Here is a 21,748-nt window from a genome sequence, read left to right on the forward strand (position 1 = left end):
GAGGAATATGGATTAACTTTAGGCAATAAATACGCAAGATACAAAAAAGCCGCAAAAATGCGGCTTTTTTGTGTTCGAAACAGCTTAGAACTGGTAGCTGTACTGTACTGAGTAGTACATACCGCTTGATTCAGTTACCGCGTTCACAGGGCCTGTGATTGCGCTGTTTTCAATCAGGTGAACTTCTTCACCCTTAATAAAGGCAATACCAAAGTCAAGGGTGTTTTGTGGATTGATGTGGTAGCTCATACCTGCTGTGTACCAGTTACGGTCAGAGTCTGGGAATGAAATCGAACTAATCTCGTCTACAACGCCTTGGTCATGCATATAACCCGCACGAACGGTAAATTGTTCGTTGATGGTGTAAGTACCACCTAAGCTGAATAACCATGAATCTTTCCATTGGTATTCTTTAAGGGCGATATCACCTACGCTTTTAGTGGCGCCTACAGCTGCAATTGTTGCTGTACCGTCTTTAGCTGTGATTTGATCAAAGTTGCCCCACTTACTGTATTGCGCGGTATAGTGCAGCGCAAATTTAGGCGTAATTTGATGGAAGCCCGCAACTTGGAAAATATCTGCTAGCGGTACATCTAAACTATCAAAACTGGTCGTAACAGGAACCGTACCCACACCAGGTATTGTTGTTGAGGTGATGGTGTTGATATCCCCTTCAACATTGACCGTTGGGCTGAAACGGTAGCTGATACCGAAACGGTTATCTTTATCTAACTCAACAGTGGCACCCACAATACCACCAAATGCCCAGCCGTCTGCGTCTACGTCAACCAGAGGCGTGGTGCCCATATTACGGGTTAAACGACCTTCACCATAGACGGCATCTACACCCGCACCGATGCTGAACATATCGTTGATGCGGTAAGACACGCTGGCGTTAAAGTTGACTGTTGTTACTTCTGTTTCACCAAGTAGGTCATAAGGTGCTGGTGAGCCTGCTGGCAAACTTTTCGAAAGTGAGCTGGCATCGGTACCTGTGCCGAAGTTAGAGAATGCCGCAAAACCTACGGCTAACTTATCGTCGATGGGGTGGATGTAGAAAATGTTTGGGATAACTTTAGAGCTACCCGCATCATCGATGCTGCCTAAGTCATAGGCGCCACCGGCAAAGTTAACGTCTTTAACGTCAACAGTAATATCGGCATAGGTTAAGCCGAAAGAGATCGCATCTTTATCAAATAATGCCATCGCTGCGGGGTTACGCGATAACACGGAAGCGTTGTCAGCAATAACAGCATCACCTGCAAAAGCACGACCCATACCCGTGGCCGATTGACTGTTTAATTGGAAACCCGAAGCGAAAGTCTGTGAGCTCGCCAATGCAACAGCAACAGCAAGCAACGTCTTGTTGAATGATTTCATTATTATTCTCTCATTATTTTGATATTGGATTTTGTTCGGTCCTAGTTACCAGAACAACGCGCAAATCCTTTTATAGTCTTCGGCATGTTAGGGATTGTGTGTAATCTCAACAAGTCCGACCAGATTTGAAATTTGTTAAATTTCAGTTAATTAAAACTAGGTTGTACTTTAGCTTGAACGAATGGTCTGGCCAGATGCTTGGTATCTATGACTTTTAATTGGTGAGGTGGTTTTAATTGAGGTTAATACTTTGTAATGAGGCGAAGGTTAATAAAATTATACAAATTGTAAAAAGCGTACACTTGTACGCTTTTTACAAGAAGAAGCGATATTCGGCGGTTATAACGCTGACTTAAATTGCTCAAATTCGGCGGTGATTTCATCGCTTGGTCGAGTGAGTTTACTCACAATTACACCGGCGATAATGGCAAACATAAATCCTGGCAAAATTTCATATAAGTCAAAAATACCGCCAGAAAGTTGCTTCCAAAACACCACGGTTAACGCACCGACGATAATCGTTGCGATAGCGCCATTACGGCTATAGTGCTTCCAAAACAGCGACAAAAGCACAACTGGGCCGAAGGCCGCACCAAATCCCGCCCACGCATAACTCACCAGGTTTAATACACTGCTTTCAGGATTCAAGGCGATAACACCGGCAATCACTGCAATTGCAAGTACGCCCATGCGACCAACCATCATAAGTTCGCGATCATCTGCTTTAGGGCGTAACCATTTGCGGTAAAAGTCTTCGGTAATCACACTCGAGCACACCAATAATTGAGAATCAATGGTACTCATAATGGCCGATAAAATGGCCGCAATCAGTAAGCCTCCTATCCAAGGATTAAATGCCGCCTGAGCTAAGTGAATGAAGACAGTTTCGGCATTTGCGAGTGGTTCATTGGCAAAATACAATGATCCCGCCAAGCCTGTCGCTAGTGCACCGAGCAGGGATAAAATCATCCAGCTCATGGCAATACGGCGTGACACAGGCAGCGCATCGGCACTACCGATCGCCATAAAGCGCGATAAAATATGTGGCTGACCAAAATAACCTAGTCCCCAAGCCAAGAGTGATAACAAACCAATCACGGTAGTTTTATCGCTGATTAATGCCAGCATGGCAGGATCGATAGATTCAATGCCTGCATGACTCTCGGGATGAGAAAATACCGCAAACGGGATGATCAGCAGGGCAATTAACATCAAACAGCCCTGAAAGAAGTCGGTCCAACTCACGGCAAAAAAACCGCCAATAAAGGTATAACCTACGATAATGGCTGAGCCTATTACCAAGGCTACGTTGTAATCTAAGCCAAAGACCTTTTCAAATAGAATGGCACCGCCCACCATGCCTGAGGAAGCGTAAAAGGTAAAAAACACTAGAATAGTGATCGCGGAAACCAGCTTGAGATACCCCTGTTTATCGTGAAACCGTTTCTCGAAAAAGTCGGGTAGGGTGAGAGCGTTATCTGCTAATTGGGTATAAATGCGTAAGCGTTTTGCTACAAATAACCAGTTCAGCCAAGCACCTATCACTAAGCCAATACCAATCCACGCTTCACCTAAACCACCTAAATATACCGCGCCGGGTAAGCCTAACAGTAACCAACCTGACATATCGGAGGCGCCAACGCTGAGTGCGGTTACGGCGGGGCCCATTTTGCGGCCACCTAAAATATAATCATCCACAGTATCGGTAGCACGGTAAGCCCAAAATCCGATGCCCATCATCAATACTAAATAGCCAACAAATGTGATTAAAATTGGGGTTTCAATCGTCATATTGTTTTTATCCCATCTTGTTATTATTAAAAGTGGCAAGCATGCTACCAGATGTTTGAGCAAGAGCCCATTAGTAGATGGAGATGTGATCGAAATCCGACCTCCGATCGTGAAAAAATATCGGAGGTGGATTTAAGAAAGGTATATATATTAGTTGGTTAGATAAAGGTGTTGTTGATTTCGTCTTTTACAAAGCTAAGGTCTGCTTGATCCTCACCCACAAGCAAAATATAAGCATCGCGGGTTTCAAATCCCATTCCTTTATATTTGCCATCGGCAAAGGTGTTATCCAGCACCATGCGTTTTTCAATCGGCACAATAAACAGTGTGACTTTGCCTTTTTCTGCTTGTAAAACTAAATGCAGACTCTTAACACCTTGAAAATCACAGTAAGAGGTGTAGTAAACTTTGCCTGGTTGTTCGATAAATTTTGCATTTTGAAGGTTTTTCATCGAGGCAAGCTGCGCATTCACTTGGCTGAAATTGACATTCTGATCAACCTGCAACGCCACTCCTTCATGGTAGACATGGGCTAATGCATGCTCAGCTAAATCCACCGGACCTAAACGTAGCAGGCTAAAACTGATGCCTACGATAAAGGCGATGGAGGCAGCCATCGCCACTAAAAAGCCCGTTTGACGGCGCTGTTTGTGGTGTTGTTGTAGTTGTTGGCGTAGGATGAGTTTATCGGCTAAGTCTTCCGGTACTTCCACTTTTAAGGCTTGGTTGAGTTTAGCATCGAAGCGTTTAAGCTCAGAAACCAGGGCCTGATGCTCAGGTTTGGCACGCATTTGCTCAAGAAACTCTGGGTCTTGATTATGAGGATCTTCATAAGCTTGACGTCTAAATTTAAGCTCATCCATTGGATTGACCTCTTACCTCTGTTTTCTCAAGTAATTCTTTCAATTGGTTCCTCGCCCGAAATAAGCGCGTCATTACTGTGTTACGATTCAGTTCCAACAGTTCGGCGATTTCATCCCCACTAAAACCACCAATCAATTGCAGTAGTAATGGCTCTCGATATTCGATATCCAACTTAGCGATTTGCCTTCTCAACCAGTACTGCTCGGTTTGCTCTTCCGTGCTGGAGGCCATGTGATCTTCTAAGCTGTCTTGCTCGACATCGGCGTAATCAAATTGTTTGCGCTCGAATCGACGGGCATTTTCACGTCTTAAAATCGTGATCAGCCAAGCCTTCGCCGCTTTATCATCCTGAAGGGAATCTAAAGAGCGCCACGCCCGCAAGAAGGTTTCTTGGGTTATATCTTCAGCAACCGGCTTGTCACCGCACAACCAAAAGGCATAACGGAAAATATCGGCGTGCAGCGCCTTGACTAGGCTGTTATATCGTCGTTGTTTACTCAGCATGTCAGAAGAGACCGCAGGCTCAACGGATTTCTTTCGCCAGTTAGTAAACATTTTTTTGATTTTTTCTTTTTATTTTACGATTCAAAATATTACACCTTATTCATTCGAGTAAGCCGTCGCGCTGTTTAGGATTAGCCGTTTGGATTTAGCGGACGTAATGGCGTAGATGGCTGTACCATGGTTTTTAGATTGCCGCTTTTTACCGCGCTTAACAATGCTTTTACCGCGTCAGCCAGTTGTGTACCGCTATTGGCTTTTCCGCCGTAGGCCAATGCTTGTAATTGGCGAATCGCCTCTGCTAATTCATTCGATTGCGCGGCAATTTTATCGAGCGTCATAGGGCGAGCGGCCTGCTCACTAAAGTATTGCTGTAATTGCTGCAAAATATCGCTGACATGACCTCTAGCGCAGGCCTGCTCCAAGCCTTTAAGACCATTGCCAAGGACGAGTGGTTGAGGTTGAACCTGAGTGTTAACAGGTCTTTGTCGCTTAAGTGCACGGCGCCAAGCAACCAAGGTCACGCCCCATGCAATCAATGTTACTAGCCATAGCAGGGCAAACAGATTGGCGCTCCAACTACCTTCATTGCGGGTGCTGGTGTTTGCCTGCCAGTTGGGTTCGACGGGTGTATCGATAATGGCGCCACCTTTTACTTCAATAGTGCGAGCGGGCAGGGTCGCGATTTCTTGGCGTTTAAGATGTGGATTCCACCAAGGTACTTTCACTTCAGGTAAGGTAAAAGTGCCTGCTTTACTGGGCACAATCGCTGAGGTAATACTGTATTGGGACACTATCTGCGCGTCACGCACAAAGCTCTGGCGCTGGGGTTTTTCGGGATAGGATTTGAGCTCTGGCGGCAGCCCTTGCACAATATCCGGCAGACTATTTTCATCGGCATTGGATGCCAACAGGGTGATTGTGCGGGTAATGGGACTACCAACAGTAAACTCTTTTACATCCTCAGGAAAACTCTCTTTTAATACCACCAAGTCAGCTACAAGCCATTGCCCAAGGAAGCTTGCTGGGGCCGGATTTACTTGAATGCTTAAGGACGGCGCACCTGCTTGCATAGGACGGCTTTCATTAAAGCCAAACATGCCGCCGCGGCGTTGTGATTCTACTAATACATCACCAGAAAAGGTGGCGCCTTTAATGTTCACTTGGCCGGGCAAATCGGGAATGATGCCATAGGTGCGCTCAATGACGCGGTAACGACGGCCATCGATGATCTCCGAGCCGTCTTTATCTTCGCCAATTTGCTTAATCTGCGCGCCTTCGATAACGGGAGCATTAAGCACACCGCGTTGCAGTTCGACCGCAAGGTAGAGCTTCACTTTATAGGTGATAAGCTGGCCGACGTAGGCCTCATCACTCGATACCTTAGCATCGATAAACAGATTCTTAGCCTGCTCAGGTTGCGCACCGGCTTCGACTACTTTGAGGGGAATTTCGGCGGAGCTGACGCCATCAATACTAAAGGATGGAATGGTCAGTTGACCCTTTTGCTTTGGCGCTAGCAGCACTTGCCAGCGTGTTTCTTTAACCGCGTCAAAGTTCATGATCTGAGTGCTGCGGCTCACGCTGGTGCGGCCCACAATAAAATCCTTTAGCAAGATGGAGGTGTCGAGTTTACCTGTGTCGACCTCATCGTCGGCACTGACATTGAGCACAAAGTACTCTCCCTCCATTACTGGATTGCGATCGACCGACGCCTCGAGTTTGCTCAGGGCAAAGGCGGGATTGATAACCCCGATGCAAAGAATGAGGAGGATAAAAAATTGTCTGATTACCACTGTTCGTTATCCCTTGATATTTGGCCATTTTGACGGCGTTTTTGATATTCGAGTTGCATCTTGTTTCGCAGCAACACCTGCGGATCTTCACTCACGCCTCGCAGGGCTCGCTGCATCTCAGCGGGCAAAGGTTCACTGTTACTGGGAGGGGCTTCTAGTGTTTCACTGATGGCGGTTTCAGTGTCTTTATCTGCCTGCGACTGTTTCTCTTTATCCGCTTTTTGCGCTAGGGCTTGTTGTTCTTGCTCAGTGTTGGACTTATCATCTGCGACCTTTGCCTGCATTTGGGCTTCGTTGCTGGCTTGCTCTTCTGCATTATCTTCAGCATTGTTATCGGCGCTATTTTGCTGATTGGCTTCTTGCTGTGCCTGCTGTTGTTCATTTTTAGCTTCTTGCTGATCTCGTTGTGCTTTATCAGCATCTTGCTGTTTATCCTGCGCGCCTGGCTCAGCATTATCCTGCTGCTCGGATGAAGTGTCTTGATCCTGCGACGGTTTTTCGTCCGCTTGGTCGGCATTATTTTGCTGTTGGGACTGTTGCTCTTGAGACTGCTCTTGAGCTTGGTCGTTTTGCGAGGATTGCTGATCTTGCTGCTGATCGTTTTGGTTCTGTCCCTGTTGGTTTTGGTCGCCCTGAGACTGCTGATCTTGGTTGTCAGCATTTTGCTGGGATTGTTGCTGATCCAGCAGTTTTTCCGCTAACTCAAGGTTGGCCTTGGCCTGTGGGAAATCGGGTTGCTTGTCGAGCGCAGCTTGGTACCGTTCTTTAGCTTTATCGGGTTTGCCCATTTGCATCAGCGCGTTGCCTTGATTGTAAAGCCCATTAGCTGAATTATCTTGCTCAAAGGTTTTTAGCGCTTGTTCGAAATTGCCTGCCTTATATTGTGCAGCGCCTTGCCATTGGGGCGTCTCGAATTTTTGAGCGGCATTGGCATAGTCCTCGGCTTGGTAAGCCTGCATCGCTTGCTGCTCTTGAGTGTGCCAGAGCGAGTCCCAGGCGCTGGCGTGGGCGTTTTGCGGCAATGCGCCGAATAATAAACCAGCTAATCCCATCAACAGCCCGTTGGCGAGTATACCTTGCTTAAAGCTCAGCAGGGCAGGAATGAGTAAGAATAAGGCGAGGTAAGGGCCGAGATCCTGCCATGTTTCACCATCGAGATCCGTGGCTTTGGCATCACCACTATCGCTTAACCAATGTTGAAGTTGGACAAGATCCTCACCATCGGCGCGATTGGGGATCATAGTGCCATTATGGTTATCGGCTAATTTTTGCAGCAAGCCAAAGTCGGTTTTCGCGACGACAACCTCATTACTGCTATCTCGTTGTAGTTGACCATCGGGTAAGCGAATTGGTGCGCCTTGGGGGCTACCAAATCCCATAATCGCGAGGCGATATTGGCTGCCTGATAAGGCTGAGTTGGCCTCATCGAATTGTTTAGGCGTGATGCCATCCGTCATCACAATAATATCGCCACGAAGATGTCCACCCTGTGCCAGCAGGTTTTTGGCTTGGGTTAATGCGGCGGCTAAGTTTGACCCTAGCAAGGGCATTATCTCAGGGCTTAAGGTGGGTAATAAATTGAGTAGTGTGCCCGTATCGCGGGTTAAGGGGCTTATGGTAAAGGCATCGCCGGCGAAGGCGATGAGCCCGGTTTCCCCTTCTTTTAGGCCGCGTAATAAATCCGTCGCCCTAAACTTGGCTTGGGTTAAACGGTTAGGTGCCAAATCGGTGGCAAACATGGAGACGGACATATCCATCACCAGCACTCGGCCTTGCTCCGCGGCGAAGACGGGCAAAGATTGTTTATTGAGGGCGGGTCCCGCTAACGCTAACACGGCGATAAACCAAGAAAAGGCCAAGATATACAGCGGCCTGCGGGACTTTTGTGAACCTTCTGTGACTAATATTTTTGCCAAATGTGGCGCAATATAACGATTCCACGCACTGTTAGTTGCATGCTGGCGCCAAAGCGCCCATAAAATAATCCCTAACGGCAATAGGGCGAGTAACCATTCAGGACGAATAAAATGCAGGCTCATTAACGGACATTCCCCCGCGGTGTGGCTGATAAAACAAGGGTTTTAGCGCGAGTAAAAAACGGTAACTGCGCTAGTGCAATCCAGAGACTGGTGAGAAGTGCTAATGCGAGCGGCCAGTAAAATAGCTCCGCTTGAGGGCGATAACTGAGTTGATCGCGGCTAACGGGTTCAAGTTTATCGATTTCTTGATAAATCTGTTCTAACTCCTGACTATTGCGGGCGCGGAAATAGCGGCCGTGGGTGACATCGGCAATCTGCTGCAGTTGGTTTTCATCCAAATCCATTGACGGATTGACGCGCTCACGACCAAAGAGTGTGCGTCTTTCCATGACATCGGCACCCACGCCAACGGTATAAATCGTCACTTTACGATTGGCGGCAATTTGGGCCGCTTGCTCAGGATCGATATTGCCGGCGTTGTTTGAACCGTCAGTCAATAAAATCAATACTCTGTTACTCTCATCCATTTTATCGAAACGTTTTACCGCGAGTGCAATCGATTCGCCTATCGCCGTTTGTTTACCAACGAGGCCGATTTGGGCCTCTTTTAAGAACTGGGCAACGGAACGTCTATCTTGAGTCAGTGGTGCCTGTAAATAGGCGTGATCGGCAAATAAAATCAAACCGATGCGATCGCCTTTGCGGCGTTCAATAAACTCACTGACCACGTGTTGGATGAGGGTAAAACGGTCGACCACTTTGCCGTCGATCACCATATCTTCAATCTGCATACTGCCGGATAAATCCACCGCCAGCATGAGATCGCGACCTTGGCTAGGGAGCTCAATTGGATCGCCAAGCCATTGTGGACGGGCGATAGCAAGCACTAACAAGCACCACATTAACCAATAGCGTTTACGGCTTTGACGGTTGTGGCTAGTGATATTGGCCTTGCCCGTTTGACTAATACCGGGCAGTTGCAGGCGCGCACCTTCGGCATGTACTGATTGCCGACGCCAAAAAATAAAAGGTAAAGGCAGTAAAATCAATGCAAAAGGCCAGGCTAAAGTTAACATTGCTCCTCCGCAGGCTTTGCTGGAGCCGGTGTTAATGCTGCTGACGTAGCCGGGTTTGGGTTTGTAGCCGCGTGCATTATCGGTGCGCTTAATTTGGCTTTTGAGGCAAACCAGCTGCGGGCGAGGGCCTGTAACTCACGGGCCTCGTCAGCGCTTAGTGGTTTAGCCTGATGACGCTTTCCCAATAAGGGCCCAATGCGGCCACGCTGTTTTGCGGGCAAATGGCTATCTAACCAAGTTGCCCAAGCGGGGCCATCGAGTTTCGCTATTTCTTCCCTTGGTAAGTAACTCAGTGCAGTTCGTTTTAATAGCTGATTGACTTCCGAGGCGTACTGGCTTGAATTGGGGTCAAGTACTGCAAACAAACCTTGGGCGGCTTTTTTCGGCGCTAAGTAAGCGGCGCGTTTTTTAAGCCAAAGGATCGCGCTGATGATTAGCACCAGCAGGATAGCAAGTACTAACCAATAGCCTACGGCCCATGGCCAAGCACCAATAGGATCGGGGATAATAATATCCTGCAAATCCGCCAACATGGGATTTGGCGTTACAGCCTTATCCGAGGCTGGCGGTAAAGTTTGTGGGTTCACGCTTTGGACTCACTTATTCTTTCGGTTCATTGTCAACTGAATAGCTTCTCTGCCATGTGGTTACTGCAGCAATGCTAATTGCTCTGCAAGCGGTAAGCCTGCATCGATAAATTGGGTGTGTACCCTAAGCTTTTGCATCATGGTAATAAAGTCATTCTGTTGCTGGTGTTGCAGCGCAAGCCACGCCTGATAGCTATGGCGAGTCAACACTAAGTCTTGCTCCCCATCTCGGACGGGTAAACTGAACTGTTTAGGCAAATTCAGGTTACCTTGCCTCAAAGGGTCTGTTATCAAATACGCGCCAATATCACAGTGGCGTTTGAGTTCTGTCAGCGGCGCGATACATTGCGGCGTAAAATGGCTGCCATCGGTGATGATCCAAATTAATGAGCCCGGTTTAGCGATGCGTTGCAACCGCTGGCAGGCGCGCAGGATATGATCAGGATCGCGCGGATGACTGCCGAGCTGATTGAGTTGCTGCTCGTGCACTCGGCGCAGGCCTGAGATGAGCTGCAATATCCCTTGGCGGCGACTGCGGGGTTTTAATTCAAGGTGCTCCGATTCGCAGGCGATTAAGGCGCCGAGTCGGTCGCCGTGGTTAATTGCGTTCCAGCCAAGCGTGGTAGCCAGATGCCCCGCTTGAACCGACTGTAACAGCAAACTCGAGCCAAAATACAGACTCTGGCTTAAATCGAGCAGCAGCAGAATAGGGCGCTCGCGCTCTTCGATAAAGAGTTTGGTGTGGGTTTGCCCAGTGCGGGCTGTGACGCGCCAATCTATGGTGCGGACATCATCACCTTGCTGATAATGGCGCACTTCGGCAAATTCCATCCCGCGGCCTTTGATTAGACTGCTGCGATGACCTGCCAGATTGGCACGTGCTCGGCTGTGACGCTCTGGGATCGCCCGAGCTATGGTCTGGCAGGCGAGCAGTTCCTTCTCGGTTAAATGCAACCCGTCGGCAAACAAGGGCAAACCATTAAGAGGTAAGCCATGTTGTGCAACATCATTATGTAGGGATGCGTTTAGCGCACTGTTATTCATTCAAAGTCACTCATTTAAAGCCATTTATTTAACTTAACGTTAGTTTGTTCGCCACCTGAACACATAGCTATGGGACTGTTTTATGGCGTTCAGGTCTAAGGCACGGCGACTTGAGTCAAAATATGGTTAATCACTTGGTCGCGGCTGACCCCTTCGGCCTGCGCTTGATAGCTCAGCAGCAGTCTGTGCCTTAATACATTGGGCGCAACAGCTTGAATATCCTCGGGAGAGACAAAATCGCGCTCGTGTAACCAGGCTCTGGCGCGGGCGCAGCGTTCAAGCGAAATCGTCGCACGAGGACTCACACCGTACTCTAACCATTTGGCCAGTTCGTCGCTGTAACGCGCGGGTTGGCGGGTTGCCATAATAATTTCGACTATGTATTTCTCTAGCGGTTCGGCCAGATAAATTTCCATAGCTTCGTCACGGGCGGCAAAAATATCCGCCTGAGCAATCGGCTCAGTGGTTGGCAACTCGTGGGTGAGTGCTTCCTTACGGGATTGACGCAAGATTTCGATCTCGGTGTCGCCACTTGGGTAATCCAAATTCAGGTGCATTAAAAAACGGTCGAGCTGAGCTTCGGGCAGCGGATAAGTGCCTTCGTTTTCCAAGGGGTTTTGCGTTGCCATCACTAAAAATAACGGTGGCAATTGATAACTATTTTTTCCCACGGTCACTTGACCTTCCGCCATGGCCTCTAATAACGCCGACTGCACTTTAGCGGGGGCGCGGTTGATTTCATCGGCGAGGATCAGGTTATGGAAAATTGGACCAGCTTCAAATTCAAAGGTACCGGTTTGGGAGCGATAGATATCCGTTCCTGTTAAGTCGGCAGGCAGCAAGTCAGGGGTAAATTGGATCCGGTGAAAATCGCCTTCAACTCCGTCGCAAAGGGCTTTAACCGCGCGGGTTTTGGCAAGTCCTGGTGGACCTTCTACTAATAAATGGCCATTGGCGATGAGGGCAATGAGCAGATTTTCGGTCAGTACTGGCTGCCCTAAAACAACCTTATTTAGGTAAGTGCGTAATGCATGGAAGCGACTCAAAGGCATGATGCTACTCGTTTTTAGGTTGAAAATATCAATTGAAAATACGTGTGTGGGCTTAAGACAACGAATATGGTAAAGAATTCCCTAAGGGTTTGGCTAGTGTTAAAAAAACAAACAGGTGTTTAAAACTTGCTGACAAGAAGTTAGAATCAGATCACACTTTAATGGTCAGACCTGTTATTAGGCTTTTTTGGTGCCAAACAGCAGGGCAAACATGGAAATCGATAGCGCCGCCTGAAATCTCTCAGCGATAGCGCACATAAAGAGGGTGACAAATGAGTGATAGACAACAGGTAACTAATGCAAAGGGTGAGCGTATCGCTATTGTGGCGGGCTTAAGAACGCCATTTGCGAAACAGGCGACCGCATTCCACGGAGTATCGGCGCTCGATATGGGTAAAATGGTGGTTAACGAACTGCTTGTTCGTAGCGAACTGGATCCTAAATTGATTGAGCAACTCGTGTATGGTCAGGTGGTACAAATGCCTGCGGCACCGAATATTGCCCGTGAAATCGTATTAGGAACGGGTATGGATGTGTCTACCGATGCCTATAGCGTGACCCGTGCCTGTGCGACCAGTTTTCAATCTGCGGTGAATGTGGCCGAGTCAATCATGACCGGCAATATCGACATCGGGATTGCCGGCGGTGCCGACTCTTCTTCTGTATTACCTATTGGTGTGTCTAAAAAGCTCGCCCATGCCTTAGTTGATCTAAACAAAGCCCGCACTTTTGGCCAAAAACTACAGATTTTCCGCCGTTTAGGCATTAAAGATTTATTGCCGGTGCCGCCTGCCGTTGCCGAGTACTCTACTGGATTGTCTATGGGGCAAACCGCAGAACAAATGGCCAAGACTTACAATATTAGCCGCGCCGATCAAGATGCGCTGGCGCACCGCTCCCACACGCTGGCGAGTGAAACTTGGGCTTCAGGCCATTTACGTGACGAAGTGATGGTGGCCCATGTTCCACCCTACAAACAGTTTATTGAGCGCGATAATAATATTCGTGAAAACTCTGATTTAGCCTCTTACGCCAAACTGCGTCCCGCTTTCGATAAAAAGCATGGCAGTGTGACAGCCGCTAACAGTACGCCGCTCACCGATGGTGCCTCGGCGATCATTTTGATGAGCGAAGGTCGTGCTAAAGCCTTAGGTTATCAACCTATTGGTTACATTAAGAGCTACGCATTTACCGCGATTGATGTCTGGCAAGATATGCTAATGGGCCCATCTTATGCGACGCCATTGGCATTAAAGCGCGCTGGCATGGAATTAGAGGATTTAACCCTCATCGAAATGCATGAAGCTTTTGCAGCGCAAACCCTAGCGAATATGCAGATGTTTGCCTCCAAAAAATTTGCCGAAGAAAAACTTGGCCGCAACCGCGCCATTGGCGACATCGATATGAGCAAATTTAACGTGCTCGGTGGTTCTTTAGCCTATGGCCATCCATTTGCGGCTACAGGTACGCGTTTAATCACTCAGGTTTGTCGTGAACTTAAACGTCGTGGCGGCGGAACGGGTCTGGCAACTGCCTGTGCTGCGGGTGGTCTTGGTGCTGCAATGATTGTGGAAGTGGAGTAATGGCGATGGAAAAGACATTTAATTTAACCCGCCGTGAAGACGGTATCGCCATTCTAACGATGGACGTACCCGGCGAAACCATGAATACCCTCAAGGCAGAGTTTGGCCCTGAGATCAGTGAGATCCTGTCTGAGATTAAACGCGATTCGAGTATCCGTGGCCTAGTGCTGATTTCGGGCAAAAAAGATTCATTTGTTGCCGGTGCCGATATCTCTATGCTTGATGCTTGCCAAACGGCGGGCGATGCTAAAGCCTTATCCCAACAAGGGCATGTGGTGTTTAACGAGTTAGAAGCCTTAAATATCCCTGTGGTTGCCGCAATTCATGGCGCCTGTTTAGGAGGCGGTTTAGAGCTTGCGCTTGCTTGCCATCAACGTGTATGCAGTGATGATGGCAAGACCATGTTGGGCGTACCCGAAGTGCAACTCGGTTTATTACCCGGTGGTGGTGGTACTCAGCGTTTGCCTCGTTTAGTGGGCATTACCACTGCGCTGGATATGATGTTGACGGGTAAACAAATTCGTCCAAAACAAGCGTTAAAGATGGGTTTAGTTAACGATGTGGTGCCACAGACTATTTTACTGCAAACTGCAGTGGAGATGGCGCTCGCGGGTAAAAAAACAGCTAAGCCAGTTAAAAAATCACTAGTAAACCAATTGCTTGAAGGTACTGGCTTTGGTCGCAACATTATTTTTGATCAAGCCGCTAAGCAAGTCGCTAAGAAAACCCAAGGGAACTACCCCGCGCCTGCAAAAATTATTGATTGCGTGCGTCAAGGTATGGCGAAGGGAATGCAAAAAGGGCTTGAGGTAGAAGCCAGCCATTTTGCTGAACTGGTGGTGTCGAAAGAATCTGAAGCGCTGCGCAGTATTTTCTTTGCAACCACAGAGATGAAGAAAGAAACCGGCGCCGAAGGGGCAACACCACGTAAAGTCAAAAAAGCCGTGATCTTAGGTGGCGGTTTGATGGGCGGTGGTATTGCTTCGGTCACCACGACTAAGGCTAAAATCCCTGCGCGGGTAAAAGACATTAACGAAAAGGGCTTAAGCAACGCGCTTTCCTACGCCTATAAGTTATTGGATAAAGGCGTTAAACGTCGTCATATGACGCCAGCTGCACGCGACAATTTAATGGCGCTGATGACAACGACAACAGAATATAAAGGCGTTAAGGATGCCGATATTGTTGTTGAAGCGGTATTTGAGGATTTAGCGCTCAAACATCAAATGGTTAAAGATATTGAGCGTGAATGCGGTGAGCACACGATTTTTGCGTCTAACACCTCATCATTACCCATTGGCCAAATTGCACAAGCGGCAAGCCGTCCTGAAAATGTGATTGGCTTACATTACTTCTCACCAGTAGAAAAAATGCCGCTGGTGGAAGTGATTGCCCACGCCAAAACCTCCCCAGAAACCATTGCCACCACGGTCGCTTTTGCCCGCAAACAGGGTAAAACGCCAATCGTAGTACAAGATGGCGCGGGGTTTTATGTTAACCGCATCCTCGCGCTTTATATGAACGAAGCCGCACAATTGCTGCTAGAAGGGCAAAGTGTTGAACATCTCGATAAAGCGTTAGTGAAGTTTGGTTTCCCCGTTGGCCCTATTACTTTGCTTGATGAAGTCGGTATTGATGTGGGCGCTAAAATCGCTCCCATTCTTGAAAAAGAGCTTGGCGAGCGCTTTAAAGCCCCAACTGCTTTCGACAAGCTGTTAAATGACGATAGAAAGGGCCGTAAAAATGGCAAAGGTTTCTATCAGTATGGCGCTGCTAGCAAGAAAAAAGCCGTCGATGAAAGTGTGTATGGTGTATTAGGCATCAAGCCTGGTGTCGATAAAGAAATGAGCGCGGTAGCGGAACGCTGTGTAGTGCAAATGCTCAATGAAGCTGTGCGCTGCTTAGATGAAGGCATTATTGCCTCACCGCGCGATGGTGATATTGGCGCCATCTTTGGTATTGGTTTCCCACCATTCTTAGGTGGCCCATTCCATTATATCGATACTTTAGGCGCGGATAACTTAGTCAAAATACTTGAACGTTATCAAACGCAATATGGCGATCGATTTGAGCCTTGCCCACGCCTTAAGGCGATGGCGGCAGAAAAAGCTCGCTTCTTCTAATACTTAGATGTTTTGGTTAAAAAAGCGGCAATGCTATGCCGCTTTTTTATTGCCTCAAGGCTACGTTTTGCCTAAAAAACGTTCACATTTATTGGGGGGATCTTGTATTATGGCCACCTATTACGGCAGTTGTGCTGTTATACCGTATGTGCATATCTGATGTTGATTAATGCTTATAAGTAGCCTCGCTCGGGGTCTATTTGTATAGCGAATTGCTATTTTTGGTTTTCAATATCAGGACTTAGTCGATAAAGAGGTTGCTGTGGGATTGATGTTTTATATAGTTGCAGCCTTGTCGGTGAGTTGTTCGTGGTGTTTTGGGATTGCGGCTTTTAGAGCTGGGTTATCGGTAAGCTATTGGGCTGTAATGGGATTTATACTGGGTCCTTTAGCGTTTCCACTCTTTTCCTCCCATAAGCGTATAGCACTAAGAAGAGTGTCTCAGAGTTCTGACGGAAGTCTAACCGCTTAATATAGATATGATTTGTCATAAATGTGGCCAATAAAAAAGGAGCATCAAGCTCCTTTTTTATTGGCCTAGGCCGTGCGCTAGCAGAGTTGCTCTAGACTATCTAAACGTAAGGTTTCCACATTTAGATGGAATTAATTCCACCAACCCTTTGCTGGGATCACTTCAAGGTGGTTTAAGCCTTCTGGTAATTTTACTTTTTTACGAACAGGCTTTGCGAAACCAAGTGCTTTTTTGATTGAATTTAACATAGACACTCTCCTTCACATGATTAATATTATGCGATTTGCTCAAGAGATTTGAATTTCACATATGGAGAACCAGCGACTTCGAGAGGTTTGAATTTCACATATGGAGAACCAGCGACTTCAAGAGGTTTGAATTTCACATATGGAGAACCAGCGACTTCAAGAGATTTGAATTTCACATATGGAGAACCAGCGACTTCAAGAGGTTTGAATTTCACATATGGAGAACCAGCGACTTCAAGAGGTTTGAATTTCACATATGGAGAACCAGCGACTTCAAGAGATTTGAATTTCACATATGGAGAACCAGCGACTTCAAGAGATTTGAATTTCACATATGGAGAGCCAGCGACTTCAAGAGGTTTGAATTTCACATATGGAGAACCAGCGACTTCAAGAGATTTGAATTTCACATATGGAGAACCTGTGACTTCTTGATTAACTTCTTTAGTCGCTTCAGATGATACAACTGTTTGAGAGAGGCTTTTCTCTACAGTTACAGTTGTTTCAATGGCTGCGGCAGTTGTTACAAAGCCGATTGTAGATAGTAAAGCTGCTGCGGTAAGAATTCCTTTCATCGTTTTATCTCTCAGGGTAGTTGATAATATTTTATTTTTTGACACTGGACATCTATTTGCAGATGTTGTGCCAATGTTTCAAACTACTGACAGAGAGATAATTAGATGATCAAATAATGTTGTGGTGGGGCATGAATTTACTCCGGTCATCTTGCAGCAATTGAGTAAACTCGGTCTCATTAATCGCTTTGCTAAAGATATAACCTTGTATTTCTTCACAGTTTAGGGCGCGCAGGATATTTAGCTGTGCTGCTTGTTCAACACCTTCTCCAACCACGGATAGTCCCATATTATGAGCAATGGTGATAATAGAATCGACCATCTTCAAATCACGATCTGACTTATCAATATCATCGACAAAGGCTTTATCGATTTTTAGCGTATGGATAGGGAATCGTTTTAAGTAAGAAAGTGACGAATAACCCGTACCAAAGTCGTCTAATGCTAGATTGACACCCATTTTCGTCAATTGCTGCATAACGATAATGGCCATTTCCGGTTGTTTAATCACCGTCCCTTCGGTGATTTCGAGTTCAAGATGTGCAGCTGGCAATTGTGTTAATCGTAAAATAGATTCAATTCGTTGTTGCAGATCGGGCAGTGCAAACTGACGTGACGATAAATTGACGGCGACTCTCCCTTTAAACAGACCCAGTTCACGCCATTTTTGGGCGGCAAAACAGGCTTTTCTGAGTACAATTTCGCCAATTTCAATAATGAGGCCATTTTCTTCTGCAAGAGGAATAAAATCATTCGGTGGAATAAGTCCTAAGATTGGATGATTTAATCTCACTAAGGCTTCCATTCCGGTAACATGACCATGCTTTAGATCAACTTTAGGCTGGTAATACACCTCAAATAAATCATCTTTTAAACCTTCCCTGATAAGATTTTCAATTTCTAATTGCTTAATCGCATGTTGGTTAAGAGATTCTGAGTAGAATTGGTAACAATTACCGCCAGCCGATTTGGCATGGTACATGGCAATATCCGCCTTTCTCAGTAATGCTTGTTCACTCTGTTCATCCTCTGGATAAAGTACAATCCCGATACTTGCACCCAAAACAAGTTGCTCATTGCCTATTTCATATACAGCTTTAAAAGCTTCAATAATTCGTCCCGCAATTGCCGCGCAGGCACTTATATCAGAGGTTTTATCGAGCACAATGGCAAATTCATCTCCACCTAAACGATAGATGCTCGTGTTTTTCGGTACGGAGGATTTTATTCTGACAGATACCAGTTTAAGTAATTGATCGCCAATTTGATGACCTAATGAGTCATTAATACGCTTAAAATTATCTAAATCGAGTACCATTAATGCATGATTAATTTCTTTATTGACTAAGTTCCCTAATGTGACTTGTAAGTTTGAACGGTTTGGCAGGCCAGTCAGTAAATCATTGTTGGTGAGTTTTCGAAGCTCTTCTTCCTGCTGTTTACGTCTTGATATGTCGGAGAAAACACCTACATAGTGTGATAGTTCACCCGACTCATCGTAAATCGCGTCTATGGTGAGCTCCATATGGAAATGGCTTTTATCACCACGACTAGCTTCGACTTCACTCGCCCATCGACCTTGCTGCTTCAGCATACTGCGGATCTGATTTGAGAAGGACTCTGGATATAACTCAAAGGTAAGCAAGTTACCAATAAAATCAGTTCGATTTCGCTGTGAAATTCTACAACATGCTTCGTTGACCTCGACAAAACGATACTCGCTGTCGAGAATAAACATGCCTTCTGAAATATTTTCGATGGCTTTTTCGAATAGTTTTAATTGTTCTTCTTTTTGTTTAAATTGACTGATATTTTTAATAGTGCCAGTCATTCGAAGGGCATTATCTTTATCATCTCTTTCTACAATTTTGGCCCTATCTAAAATCCAGATCCAGCTATCATCTTTGCCCTTAACTCTATATGCCGCTTCAAAGTGATCTGTCTCACCATAGAAATGTTTATTAAGTGCTTCTCTGACGCGCTCCTGATCCATGGGATGAATGTTGCTTTCTTCATCATTATTACCTGAACGGTGGCCATCCCTTGGGAACTCTAATGCACCCCAAATATTCGAGCGGAAAATATTACCCGTTTCTATATCCCAGTCCCACATTTCATCGCCACTTCCCCAGAGAGAAAGCTTTAGGCGTTCTTCACTCAGCGCAATTTGACGTTGAACCTCACGTTTACGTAAGATTGATTTTGTAACTCCAAGGAGTATGAAAATTACAATAGCTAAATAAAGTGATTTTGCTAAACTCGATAACCACCAAGGTGGTGTAACTATAACTCTTAAAACCTTTACGGGACCATTTTTTTGTGTCAACGAATCAACTGCATACACTTTAAAAAAATACTCGCCTGGAGATAAGTTAGTATAGGTTGCTGAATTTATTTTATTTGATGCGATCCATTCGTTGGATAGACCATCCATTTTGTAATAATAAGATGTAGATGATGGCTCTGATGTTGGTGAGTTAAACGTAAGTGTGAATGGGTAATCTGAGTATTTCAGCTTTATACTTTCTGATTTACTTATTGAACCGGTAAAATACTCTCCGTCACCCACTATTATAGAGTTAAAAACACGCAATCCAGAGATGAGCGTCTCAGGTGGAGAGGATTTTTTTATATGTTCAATAATTATATCTTTAGATATTAAACTTAATCCATCAATACCGCCGAAGAAAATGTTTTCATTATCAACAACACCACTTCTGGTATTATATTCATATTGACTGCCATTGTTAGTTGAAAGAATATAGCTATTATCTCCTTCAATTAAAACTATTTGACCAAGGGATGATGCAAAAATATTACCATCTAAGGTTAATATCGAGTAAATTTCTTTATTGTCAGAGAATATTTTTTCTACTTTTTTACTATCGGGGTCATACTCCATTATTGATGTTGCAGTTCCAAATATAATTTTGTTTTTAAATTTTGAAATGCTGTAGGTTAGTTCTTCTGATAACTTATTAAAAATACCATCGACGTAATGATATAAACCATTCTGGCTTGCTAAATAAATGTTAGAATCTGATATGTAAAGTGTCTCGAATATGGGATCGCTTTTATTTGTTGTAATTGTTTTATTGATAAGATTGTTTTTTATGATGATAGCCTTGCCTGAAGTGGTTCCGGCGATAATATCTTGTTCTTTATTAATCACATCAATGGTTGTTATTTGCTCGTTTTCTAGTATGTTAGTTATACTTCCATCTTTATTTAAAAAAATTATTCCAGTTTCACTTCCAATATAAATTCCATTTTTGGTCATTACTGCATTTTTATAACCAATAATACCTGTTTGGTAAGTTTTTATTAAGTTAAGTCTATTGTCATAACATCGAAGAATACTATCGTTGGACGAAACTAGTATGTTGCCATCAAAGGTCTTGCTAATATGCCAAACATTATCTTTTATTAAATTTGTGCTTAGTATGAGGTTCTTTGACTTCCTTACTAATTCAAATCCTTGATTATTCATTCCTATTGCTAGATAATTTTTTGTTGCAAGTAAGTATGTTTTATAGCTTTTACCTTTCCCCTCACTTAGAGTGCCGATCAGGTGCGGCTCGTTATTAAGTGAGTATATTTTGTTTTCTTCTATTCCAAAAAAATCACTTTCACTTTGACTTAAAAATGTATATTTATCATTTGAAATCTTTGTTATTCCACTATCATTGTGGCTATAAAATCCATCATTTGTTGATACGTAAAGAGTATTGTTGTACTTTTCTATATCGAGTACATTGTCAATGATCTTGACTATGCTTCCATTATTTATTTCGTATAGATTACCACTATAACTTTTTATGAATATTTTTTTTCCTATATTTAAACTTTTCTTTACTTCAAAATATTCATTTTGGATGAATTCATAACTTATTTTTTGATTGTTTAAGTTAAGGCTAAGTATACCCTTATTCGTTCCTACTAAAATTTCTTTAGTCAAGTCATTGTTGGATAAACTCCATATTTCACCATTCAAATATTCATTTTTTATATTGATGCTTTTAAGTGATTCATCATATTTATCGTATATAACAAGTCCCTTGTCTGTACCGATAAGTAGCTCACCATCTTCAGTGATTAATAGGCTTCTAATGAAAGAGCTGGGTAATCCAGAAGCGCCTTCGTCAGCATAATAATGTTTAAACTCTTTCCCATCGAATCTGTTGAGTCCATTAAGTGTACCAATCCAAATGTATCCTTCATTATCCGTAACAATGGAGGTAACGGTGCTTTGGGAAAGTCCTTCTGGTACACCAAAAGATTGTGATTGGAGAATTATTGGAGATTTATTTGAAAAGGGCGACGCGTTTACGTCTTCGAATGCATAGATGCCAAAAAAAGCGAGCAAGACGATTTTTAAGAGTATTTTCGGCATAGTGTTGTTCTTAGTATTGTCCGAGGATGCCATGAAACAATTGTGTTACATCACTTTTCCAGAAATAGAAGCTTTTGTCAAAAGTGATAATGTAAAAATTCCTTTAAATTGCAGACAGATGGCGTTAGACAGTGTGCAGCATTTGATCTGAGGGATGGATTGACCATGTTTTACATTAATTTTTACTACAAAGACCAGAGATACTACTGCACAAATGCATGAATGCAGCGGTTTTGTTTGTTTACAGTAAATGCTGGATTAATGATCTAACAGCTTTTTTTAGG

14 protein-coding genes are annotated in these 21,748 nt (G+C 44.9%); 2 read left to right on the top strand and 12 right to left on the bottom strand.

Annotation, left to right across the window (positions count from 1 at the left end):
- Positions 1 to 84: 84 nt before the first annotated feature.
- The 10 genes from FJD32_RS08030 to FJD32_RS08075 all read right to left on the bottom strand — a co-directional run bounded on the left by FJD32_RS08030 (position 85) and on the right by FJD32_RS08075 (position 12,070).
- Positions 85 to 1,380, bottom strand: a complete 1,296-nt coding sequence (locus tag FJD32_RS08030; protein WP_037428236.1) for an outer membrane protein transport protein — start codon at positions 1,378 to 1,380, stop codon at positions 85 to 87.
- Positions 1,381 to 1,719: 339 nt separating this feature from the next.
- Entirely contained in the window at positions 1,720 to 3,171 is a 1,452-nt protein-coding gene (gene putP, locus FJD32_RS08035) for a sodium/proline symporter PutP (protein WP_037428237.1), read from the bottom strand.
- A gap of 158 nt (positions 3,172 to 3,329) precedes the next feature.
- On the bottom strand, positions 3,330 to 4,034 hold the full coding sequence (locus FJD32_RS08040) for a DUF3379 domain-containing protein (RefSeq protein WP_037420207.1): 705 nt from the start codon (positions 4,032 to 4,034) through the stop codon (positions 3,330 to 3,332).
- Entirely contained in the window at positions 4,027 to 4,590 is a 564-nt protein-coding gene (locus FJD32_RS08045) for a sigma-70 family RNA polymerase sigma factor (RefSeq protein ID WP_037428248.1), read from the bottom strand. Before FJD32_RS08045 ends, FJD32_RS08040 begins: the two co-directional genes overlap by 8 nt.
- Positions 4,591 to 4,670: 80 nt before the next feature.
- Entirely contained in the window at positions 4,671 to 6,332 is a 1,662-nt protein-coding gene (locus FJD32_RS08050; RefSeq protein WP_140906730.1) for a BatD family protein, read from the bottom strand.
- Positions 6,326 to 8,371, bottom strand: a complete 2,046-nt coding sequence (locus tag FJD32_RS08055; RefSeq protein WP_140906729.1) for a VWA domain-containing protein — start codon at positions 8,369 to 8,371, stop codon at positions 6,326 to 6,328. Before FJD32_RS08055 ends, FJD32_RS08050 begins: the two co-directional genes overlap by 7 nt.
- Positions 8,371 to 9,387 carry a VWA domain-containing protein gene (locus tag FJD32_RS08060; RefSeq protein ID WP_047535099.1) on the bottom strand — a complete coding sequence of 339 codons (1,017 nt, stop codon included), beginning with the start codon at positions 9,385 to 9,387 and terminating at the stop codon, positions 8,371 to 8,373. Before FJD32_RS08060 ends, FJD32_RS08055 begins: the two co-directional genes overlap by 1 nt.
- Positions 9,381 to 9,974, bottom strand: coding sequence for a DUF4381 domain-containing protein (locus tag FJD32_RS08065; protein WP_047535101.1), 594 nt, complete (start codon positions 9,972 to 9,974; stop codon positions 9,381 to 9,383). Before FJD32_RS08065 ends, FJD32_RS08060 begins: the two co-directional genes overlap by 7 nt.
- A 60-nt stretch (positions 9,975 to 10,034) precedes the next feature.
- Positions 10,035 to 11,018: a DUF58 domain-containing protein gene (locus FJD32_RS08070; protein WP_037420190.1), complete on the bottom strand. Its 984-nt coding sequence runs from the start codon at positions 11,016 to 11,018 to the stop codon at positions 10,035 to 10,037.
- Positions 11,019 to 11,113: 95 nt separating this feature from the next.
- A complete protein-coding gene (locus FJD32_RS08075; protein ID WP_140906728.1) occupies positions 11,114 to 12,070 on the bottom strand; it encodes a MoxR family ATPase in 957 nt (318 codons plus the stop codon).
- A 272-nt stretch (positions 12,071 to 12,342) separates the two neighbouring features.
- Here FJD32_RS08075 and fadI point away from each other — a divergent pair, with 272 nt between their 5' ends.
- A complete protein-coding gene (fadI, locus tag FJD32_RS08080; RefSeq protein ID WP_099458377.1) occupies positions 12,343 to 13,653 on the top strand; it encodes an acetyl-CoA C-acyltransferase FadI in 1,311 nt (436 codons plus the stop codon).
- 5 nt (positions 13,654 to 13,658) lie between these two features.
- Positions 13,659 to 15,776 carry a fatty acid oxidation complex subunit alpha FadJ gene (gene fadJ, locus FJD32_RS08085; protein WP_140906727.1) on the top strand — a complete coding sequence of 706 codons (2,118 nt, stop codon included), beginning with the start codon at positions 13,659 to 13,661 and terminating at the stop codon, positions 15,774 to 15,776.
- Positions 15,777 to 16,522: 746 nt separating this feature from the next.
- On the opposite strand, the gene FJD32_RS08090 is transcribed toward fadJ, so the two are convergent.
- Positions 16,523 to 17,071: a hypothetical protein gene (locus FJD32_RS08090; RefSeq protein ID WP_205403052.1), complete on the bottom strand. Its 549-nt coding sequence runs from the start codon at positions 17,069 to 17,071 to the stop codon at positions 16,523 to 16,525.
- Positions 17,072 to 17,180: 109 nt separating this feature from the next.
- On the bottom strand, positions 17,181 to 21,464 hold the full coding sequence (locus FJD32_RS08095) for an EAL domain-containing protein (protein WP_239000496.1): 4,284 nt from the start codon (positions 21,462 to 21,464) through the stop codon (positions 17,181 to 17,183).
- Between the last annotated feature and the right edge of the window lie 284 nt (positions 21,465 to 21,748).

This window comes from Shewanella sp. LC6, from assembly GCF_006385735.2.
Taxonomy (GTDB): domain Bacteria; phylum Pseudomonadota; class Gammaproteobacteria; order Enterobacterales; family Shewanellaceae; genus Shewanella; species Shewanella xiamenensis.